The sequence below is a fragment of the Ochrobactrum sp. P6BSIII genome, assembly GCF_014138065.1.
Taxonomy (GTDB): Bacteria; Pseudomonadota; Alphaproteobacteria; order Rhizobiales; family Rhizobiaceae; genus Brucella.
This window is the reverse complement of sequence record NZ_JACGXB010000023.1, coordinates 33,972-42,009: the sequence shown is the minus strand read 5'-3', so window position 1 is coordinate 42,009 and position 8,038 is coordinate 33,972. Positions and strand designations below refer to the sequence as shown.

Sequence of the window (8,038 nt, the reverse complement as noted above, 5' to 3'; positions counted from 1 at the left end):
CTGGCACGAATTAGGGTGAAAATACTTAAGTTGTTGTTTTAACGTAATTTTATTGCCATAGCGCCCTAATTGGACGCTGAAGACGTGCCGTTGAAATCATTGAATAATCCCGGCCCATGCCCTTACCATAAATCACATCTGGATTGATTTCCCTAGCGCCCTACCTCTCTAAGACAATCAGGGAGGAAAGAATGAACGGACCAAAGAGACCCGGTGAATATCCAGACCGTGAAATTGACTGTCAGGAAGATGTGGCTGCCAGACTTATCATTGCCTTGGATGATGCAGAAGCCGCAGGGTGGGATAGGATCGAAGCCGCGAATGCCATCCTGGAGGCAGCCAAGGCTATTCAGAAGGGCGAGACGGGCACGGACCCGGAGGAGTAGTCACTACCTTGGCTGGTTGCTCCGCTGCTCGGTGCTATCCACAAAACGCGCCACCCGGTCGATATTAATCGCCATGTTCTGCAAGGTGACTTCCATGCGCGTCATTCGGTCGCGCACATCGCCGTTCTGGGTTTCCAGCCGATCAATACGAGTTTCCAGCTTTGTGACATCGATCTTGGTCCGGTCTACGCCTTCCCGAATAACTGCATATGAAACTGAAATCCCGACAACGACGGTGAGAATGGTAATGATGTTGCCAAGGCTCATTTTCATATCAATGTTCATTCCCATCACTTGACGGTCGCTCATGGGATTTTCCTCCATCACCAACAGCCCCGCGATTTTCCGAATGCATTGTGAGAAGCGATCCCCTGCCCAGCCGGTATATCGTTCCCCACGAGATAGATAGCCGTCGCCGGTTTAAGGCTGATCTGCTTCCACCCGGCGCAGTTCGTTGCATTGCTCTGGCACCCCGCCAAGCTCAAGGCAGAGAGCAGCAGCATCCATACCGATAATCTTTTCATCGATGTTCGCCCTTTTTTCTATGGCCTTAGCTGTCGCCTCTGCCGCCGCCACAGCGGCCCGCTGACGCTCTTTGATGGTTCCGGCGGCGTATCCACCCGCCAGAAGCAGAAACGCCACCACAAGGGCAGCGAGCGAGTATTTCAGCCATGAGGGGATAAGTGCCCAGATCGCGGTCATATCGTGTCAACCAGCTTTTCAAGCTTGGCCCTCGCCTGAGGCATGGTGAAAATAGCGTACCCAGCTATGAGGATAATCGCCGCCACGATGACCAACTGCACTTTCCAGTCCACAAACGGCATGACTGCCGCACCGCCGCCCGATCCAAACCATGTCCAGAAGCGAGACGATTTCGAGATGGGCTTTTCCTCAACAGGAGCGGGAACCACTTCGGCAGCCGGTGCGGTCACAATCTGCTCAACACCGTATCCCTCGGTCAGTAGTGCCTTGTCATATTCCTTGGCGTAACCAGCGATCAGTTCTGCCTTGTCCATACCATTGACGATCCGGCGCGCGTTCTTGAAGTCGGACTTCTGCAAGGTGATGTAATCGGAAAGCTTCTTGCCGGTGAACCAGCCCTCAGACATACCGATGATGATGATCGGTGCGGCATATTCAGGCTTGAGAAGAAGCTCCGGGCTTTTGACGAAATCGACGCCAAGGATTTTACCTGCCCGTTCGTAGTTATCGCGCCAGGTGATCTGAACGTACCCGCGACCGAAGAACGGCCAGTATTTTTTCGAGCGGAGATACTTCTCCCCGCCCTTCTCATTGATCGGCTTCATCGTATGTGCCGTCTCGTGAAACGCCGTGGCCAACACATACGCCATCTGATTGCGCAATAAGCCATGCTTTCGACCCTCCTCAATCAAGAGGCGGGTATCGCCAAGGTGCATATCCAAGGTGATGTCCTTTCGGCAAAGAAAAAGCCGCCTCAGTGGGCGGCAGGATGTCAGCAACCAATCTTGCTAACGTTCATTTCCAGTTGTATGAATTCATCGGGCAATTTATTTGGGCGAGGCTGTGTTGAACTTCCTTAACAACAAATTCTTAAGTGTGTTCTCTTTTCCGCGGTTAGAACTTAAAAAAGGGCAAGACCCGTGGGAGCGGCACTTCGCATGGAAGTCCGTCCCCACCCCCGGATATATTCATGATACGTCGTGGCTGGAGACAGTTTTGCGACGAAAAGACCCTGTTTCAGGAGAATGGGTCTATAAGAAAACCTATACCCCTGAAGAGGAGAACGATCTTCTTGTAGACCGGATGTCGTGGTAATCACGGTGTGTAGTAGACGCCGCAAATCGTAAGAGATGCCGCCGTGTCCATTGGTACAACCACGAATGCTGAACCGCTCTCAGCCTGTACTACTTGGATTGCAGGGGTGACGGAACCCTGTACGCGGCAACCTACTTGCCCAGCATATGTTAGGTTCGAGAAGAACACATTCGTTGCCCACGTGCCATACGCTGGGTAGGGCAGGCCATTAATCTGCATTCGCCCCGTGCCTGTGTGGGCCGTCCATGTAAGTTCAATCTGGAAATCGACCCGCCTTCCGACCTTCCAGCATCTGCCAACCTGAGTTGTATATGTGCCCGTCCCAGCCGTAGTGGTCCCGACTAACACCGGCGTGAAAAGAACTTCATCGACATAGATTTGTCCCGCTTCCATATCGAAGACAAACTGTTGTTGAATGCCGTTCGTTTTGCCATTAAAAGCATCAACACCAAGTGCGCCCGCCAGTTCATATCCGGCTCCATTCATATGAACGGTTGGCGTGTCCATCCAGTACGAGGCCGGGATAGTCGCCGTATAGACATATTTTCGGCGTTGTGGGTCAGCATTGACGACCCCTTGCAACGTCATGTTCATGTATCCGTAAGTTAAATCGCCGGATATGGTCCCATTAACGGTGCCGAAAACTGTTGTTGTGACAGACTGCGGAAACCATGAGTTGGTGCGCATTCTGGTGATCATCTGCTCGAATTTCGCAGGGTATGCCGGTCGAAGACCTCTGTCACTCTCGCCTTGCCACCACCAATAACTATCAATGCTAGTTCTGCCAGCCGCAGCTAAAGCCGGAGGAATGTTTAGAACGATGTCAGCATAGACATCCTTGCCTTCTGGTGCACCGGGTAACCACCCGTCGATTGTATTACCAGAAAGAGCGATGTTAACAACATAGACCTGTTTTTCTGGGTTCTGTTCGGCCAAGCGTTTTCCGATGCCGAGTGCTAGGCTCATTATATTTCCGGCTGGTTTTACAAAGGCTGTTCCTATATTCCCCTGGGTTTTATTATAGTTCCAGATAAGAAGATTGTTTGGCACCGCCCATGAATAAGACCGCTCCAAGGTAGCGTTTGACTGCCCTGTAACGAGGATGAAAATCGACCTGTCCTCAATGCGAGAGATTACATTCAGCGCGCTTTGGGAAAGCGGAAGGGTGTCCATACCTGTATCTGTGAAGATCGGTACGGAGTTAGCATCCCCTGATAAAGCATCCATCGTGCCAGCACCGGTAAAGTACGGTAGCGTCTTGGTCGCGCCGTCAATTCCAGCTAATGCATCAACGTTCCCGCTCGCCAACTTCTCAATCAGATCACGAACCGCGCCTTGATATCGGCTGCCATCTGGCTGAAAGCGAATGCGAAGGGGCTGGCCCGCGCCTGCCGCTGATGCTGGGCAGTTCTGATAGAGAGTTCCGGAGTTCTGACCTGTGATTGTAGCGATGATGAGGACGTCACCGGATCGCGTGATGATTTCGTCACCTGCCTGCACGGCGGCAGTTTGGAGCGCTGAGCCGCTCGTGGTGAAGTTTGCACTGCCAGACGTAAGCGAGAGCGTTCCAATCGTGTAATCGGGGCGTATTGCCATCAGTCTTCACCCTCCTCCGTATCGTCCACAGCGGGAAGCATGGTCCGGAGACGATCGTTCTCTTCTGACAAGTCAAAAGCCTTCTGATTAGCCGCAGACAGATCGGCAAAAATCACTTCTCGTTCGGCGCGCAGGCCATCGAGTTCGCGGTCGGTTATTTCCTTGGCGTTTTCAGCCTCTACGGTTGCCGCGTGAGCAGCTTCCAATTGGCGCGTTAGCGTTGCGATCTGATTGGCCAAGAGAAGCGCTCTTTGGCGGTAGAACTCATTCAGCGCCATAGCCTCGCTTGCCGCCGCCATCGGATCGATTTGCACGTGCGAAGGCTTCGCCGGTTCATTCACCGTCGTGTCGGTCATGACTGATTGTCCTTGGGTTTAAAGAAGCACGTACCAGGTGATGGTTCTGGCCACGCCGTCAAAATTACGGATGCGAACGGTTGTGTACGGCTCCCACATCTCGGCACCGAAAGTGATCCGCCCCGGATATGTGCTTTCAGAGGAGCGCATCACCACGTAAGGAATAGCGCCGGTCGGGTTGCTGATGGCGAAGTCTTGGCTGCCGCTGCCCGTGAACGTTGCCGTGCCGTTTCCAAGCGGGCGCATCGGCTCCATGCCCGGATACATCGACAGGTTTTCTTGTGATGCCGTGTCTACGTCGAACCCCGGCTTGGAAACATAAATGCCGCTCGTGGTGATCTTGATCCGCTGGGGCATGGTCACCTAAGCCTGTTTTTGAAGATGATGAACTTGACCTTCAAGTCTTGTGCGAAGTTCTGCCCGGTCCCACCTACCCATAAAGCATTACTGGTGACAGCAGCTTGCATAGAAAACGGATAACGAGCGGTCCATCCGCCCTCATCCCACGGATAGATTACGCGGTTATTCAGGCTACCTTCACTGTCTATGCAGATCGTGTAGAAGATGAAGGGCTGATATCCTAAGTCTGGGAACGTTGTATAGTACGAATACCGATACCGTCCACCAGCCCCCGTAGCGCTGTGCCTGGTCATGTTGACGCCTGCCGCAGCCGATCTGACATGTACCCGCAAATAGTCATTATCCGATGAGAAAACCATCGGGTTGCCACGTGTAGAGGCATCGACGCCAGAAGGGGAAACGCGCAGCGTGGCGTTTCCATTCTGATACCCCATAAAGATGCGCGTCGTCATGCTTCCATCACCAGAAAATGCGAGACATGCGCATACGCAGAAGTCGTATACATCGGTATGTTTGTGATGCCTGACGTTGAAATGCGGGTCGGCGTTGCCCCACTCCACGTACCCGCACCCAAGTTAATGAAGGCTGCATTGCTAGGAACGGCCACACCCGATAGTTCCATAGAAGTCCGATCATCATTGGTCGCGTCTGATCCGTAATTATAGACCTTCACACCAACCACAGAAGGTATGTAGTTCAGCGCATACGGGAACGAGACGGACGAAGCAGTCATACTGTCAACTGTGAGGTGCCATTTAATCCCGCCGCCAAAAAACCAGTTGCTGTCAAACGTCTTGTTCGTGTCAACTAACGAAGCTGAGGCATTGAAGCCCGGCTTACTTGTGATAAGCCGAGCCGCATTTCCATCGATTAGAACACGCTGAGCCATCGTTCCTCACGTATTATCGCTAAAGATCAGCGTCTTTGCTGCCAGATTGAACACGACCTGATTGTCAGGTGAACGAAGAATGCCCGCCGTCACATCACCGATATTTGCGACCTGAAGGGCCAAGCCGCCGGATATGAATGTGAGCGGGGCCTGGCTGTTCGTGCCATTGGTGACGATGAACTGATCTGCATTGATGACGACACGGGATTGACCACCTGTCATCGCGTCCAGAAAGATCGCTGCCGATGACGTGGACCCGCCTCCTGTTGCAGCCACACTCAAACCGATACGAGCCAGAGCGCCAGATGGCGTTGCTTGCACTGTGGTGCGGAACAGTCCTGAAGCCGAGAAGTTGCCCACGGTTGCCGTCAGGCCTGTCACAGCGTTAGCCGTGGCGACAAGTCCAGTTCCGGGATCGTTAATCTGCACCTGCAAAAGATCAACAGCGCTCGCGGTCGCTTCCAAGCCCGTTACCGGGTCGTTGACGACAGCTTCAAGGCTCTCAATCCGGGTGACGATTGCCGAACCGGGACCAACAGCTACAGCGATGGCTTCGGTATACGAAGCTGTCAGCCCTTGCGCCGATACGGACAGTTCCCTGCGCAACGTCTGCTTATCGAAATAGTTGGCGCTGTCCTGCTCGGTCGCCATCGCGCCGATACGGTCAAGCTCTTCCTGAACATATCGGAAGCTGTCGCCAATCCATTCCCAATTGCGCTGGATGTCCTCATTCAACTGATCGATGTCGATTGGGTAGATGTCGAGCGGGCCAAGCCGGATATCCAGCGTGGTAACGGGTATCCAATCGGACCAATCAAAGGGCCTGTTTCCGGAATAAGTCGCATACTGTGCTCGCACCTGATACCCAGTGTTTGGCAGCAGCGTTCCAGGTGCGATCAGCATCGACCCTTCTTTTACTCGGTCATTTCTACCGACGTAAACCACGGCAAGAGACGAAGCCAATCGGACTTCGAACTTGACTAGGTCAACATCTGGCTGATCCCCGTCCCAAATTAACAGGATCGCGCAACGTCGATTGTTACCGTTATCGTCCTGAGCAACCGCTGGCAGTGCTCCGAAATCGACAATCGGCTGTGGCGTCGGGCGGATCGTGCCAATCGGTGCGAAGACCGGCGGCGTGTAATCGGTATCCGGGTCCCAATCGTAATCGGATGGATCGACTTCCGTCAGGTCCACCACGACATCAAGATTGGCCTTGTCCGTCACGCCATCAACGCGCATCAGCTTGTTAACGTAGCCGTTACGCTCCGATGTCCAAGAAATCACATCGCCCGGTTCCAGCGTCCAGTAAGCCGGTGGCAGGACGAACGTGTGACGACGGGCGCGGCGAGCCTCATTCAAGGCTGCTTTCATCAGGCGCTGTACCTGACCAGACCGATAGACATAATCCATCGGCACATCGGTCAACAGGCGTCTATTGCCGTCCTCGACCTCATATGTGGCGTTATGGAGCGGCGGCGCGGCCTTGGTGTTCCAGCCTTCGTTCGGCTCTGGATAGGTCGCCGTGATGCCGTTGACGGTTTCCGACAGGCCAAAGAACGGCGTAAACGTCTGTTCCTCTGTCGAGAGAATTTCATCATCGGTGAAGAAGGCCACCGGCGCATCAGGCTCACCGACACGGATTTTATAGATACCGGCGCTCTCGATCAGGCGCGCATTGCCGCCGGTCAGGAGCTTATCGGTCGCATCGCCAATCGTCGTATCAACTGTGATCTCACCGCCAGTTACGAATTGCGGCTCCAGACCGTCAGGGCCTTGCACCGGCAAGCGGCACTTGTTGATCTGGGCAATCCAGTCAGCGGCAGGCAAACGCGCACTGGTGACCGTCTGTAGGCCGTATAGCCACTTGTTTTGCTCAATAATCCCGCGAAGGACGTTGTAGACCTGAACTGCAAGCAGATCGTCGCCATCACCGCCCCACGTTGACGGGGTGCTCCAGCGATGCGTACCCGATCCGCCTGCCGTGCTGTCTTTCGAGATGTCGTAGAGCTTGCGGCCCTGAATTTCGAACTTGAAGGACGGAAACCCGGTGAAAAGTTCAGGATCGACCTGTGCAGTGATAACGGCGTAGGCTACGCCCTTGCCAACGCGAGTGCTCCCATAAGGTCGTTTGCTGCTAGATACCTTGTTGACCAGTAACGGATCGGCTGCCGTCTGGGTGCCGTCATACCATCTGATCCAAAGATGATGGTCATCGCCGCCAGTCGTGTACTCGGTGACCGGATAGCCTTTTTCCGAAGTCGTAATGCTGGTGTCGATGGTGACAGCATCACCGTTCACCCACAGGCCGGTTAGGCTGCTGATCGGGTGATCGGCCAGAACGATGACCTGCGTGAAATAGGCGTTTGGCGTACCGTTCTCTTCGCCCCAGGTATTGGCATAGACCAATGAACCAGCCGTGCAGGTGCGCCCGAACACAACCGATCGCGCAACGTCGCCACCAGCCTGAAGCTTGCCGTTGACGCCGCCTGCTTCCGGTGTCTTTTCTCCAGACAGAGCGCGAGCGGCCAGTGAAAGGCCGACGCCAACAGCGATGCGCAACAGCGCACCACCAAGTGCACCTGACAAAAAGGTAGACGAAAGCAGCCCGCCCACGATTGTGGACAAGCCAGTAAAAACAGCCATTGATGTCC

At 54.1% G+C, this 8,038-nt stretch carries 10 protein-coding genes; 1 reads left to right on the top strand and 9 read right to left on the bottom strand.

Going from position 1 to position 8,038, the window contains the following annotated elements; translation table 11 throughout:
• Positions 1 to 191 precede the first annotated feature (191 nt).
• Entirely contained in the window at positions 192 to 386 is a 195-nt protein-coding gene (locus FHW00_RS22805) for a hypothetical protein (protein ID WP_078337224.1), read from the top strand.
• Between the two features lie 3 nt (positions 387 to 389).
• Here the strand turns inward: FHW00_RS22805 and FHW00_RS22800 are convergent, their stop codons facing one another.
• The 9 genes from FHW00_RS22800 to FHW00_RS22760 form a co-directional block, all read right to left on the bottom strand.
• Entirely contained in the window at positions 390 to 695 is a 306-nt protein-coding gene (locus FHW00_RS22800) for a hypothetical protein (protein ID WP_139364324.1), read from the bottom strand.
• A 111-nt stretch (positions 696 to 806) separates the two neighbouring features.
• Positions 807 to 1,088: a hypothetical protein gene (locus FHW00_RS22795; protein WP_078337226.1), complete on the bottom strand. Its 282-nt coding sequence runs from the start codon at positions 1,086 to 1,088 to the stop codon at positions 807 to 809.
• Entirely contained in the window at positions 1,085 to 1,738 is a 654-nt protein-coding gene (locus FHW00_RS22790) for a glycoside hydrolase family 19 protein (RefSeq protein WP_445557868.1), read from the bottom strand. The genes FHW00_RS22795 and FHW00_RS22790 overlap by 4 nt, the downstream gene beginning before the upstream one ends.
• Before the next feature lie 445 nt (positions 1,739 to 2,183).
• Positions 2,184 to 3,779 carry a sialate O-acetylesterase gene (locus FHW00_RS22785; protein WP_078337229.1) on the bottom strand — a complete coding sequence of 532 codons (1,596 nt, stop codon included), beginning with the start codon at positions 3,777 to 3,779 and terminating at the stop codon, positions 2,184 to 2,186.
• The gene (locus FHW00_RS22780) at positions 3,779 to 4,135 is read right to left on the bottom strand and encodes a hypothetical protein (protein WP_139364325.1); all 357 of its coding nucleotides are present in this window, start codon (positions 4,133 to 4,135) and stop codon (positions 3,779 to 3,781) included. Before FHW00_RS22780 ends, FHW00_RS22785 begins: the two co-directional genes overlap by 1 nt.
• A gap of 18 nt (positions 4,136 to 4,153) precedes the next feature.
• Positions 4,154 to 4,492, bottom strand: coding sequence for a hypothetical protein (locus FHW00_RS22775; RefSeq protein ID WP_078337230.1), 339 nt, complete (start codon positions 4,490 to 4,492; stop codon positions 4,154 to 4,156).
• Between the two features lie 2 nt (positions 4,493 to 4,494).
• A complete protein-coding gene (locus tag FHW00_RS22770) occupies positions 4,495 to 4,947 on the bottom strand; it encodes a hypothetical protein (protein WP_078337231.1) in 453 nt (150 codons plus the stop codon).
• Positions 4,944 to 5,384, bottom strand: coding sequence for a hypothetical protein (locus FHW00_RS22765; protein WP_078337232.1), 441 nt, complete (start codon positions 5,382 to 5,384; stop codon positions 4,944 to 4,946). Before FHW00_RS22765 ends, FHW00_RS22770 begins: the two co-directional genes overlap by 4 nt.
• Before the next feature lie 6 nt (positions 5,385 to 5,390).
• Entirely contained in the window at positions 5,391 to 8,030 is a 2,640-nt protein-coding gene (locus tag FHW00_RS22760) for a phage tail protein (protein WP_078337233.1), read from the bottom strand.
• Positions 8,031 to 8,038 lie beyond the last annotated feature (8 nt).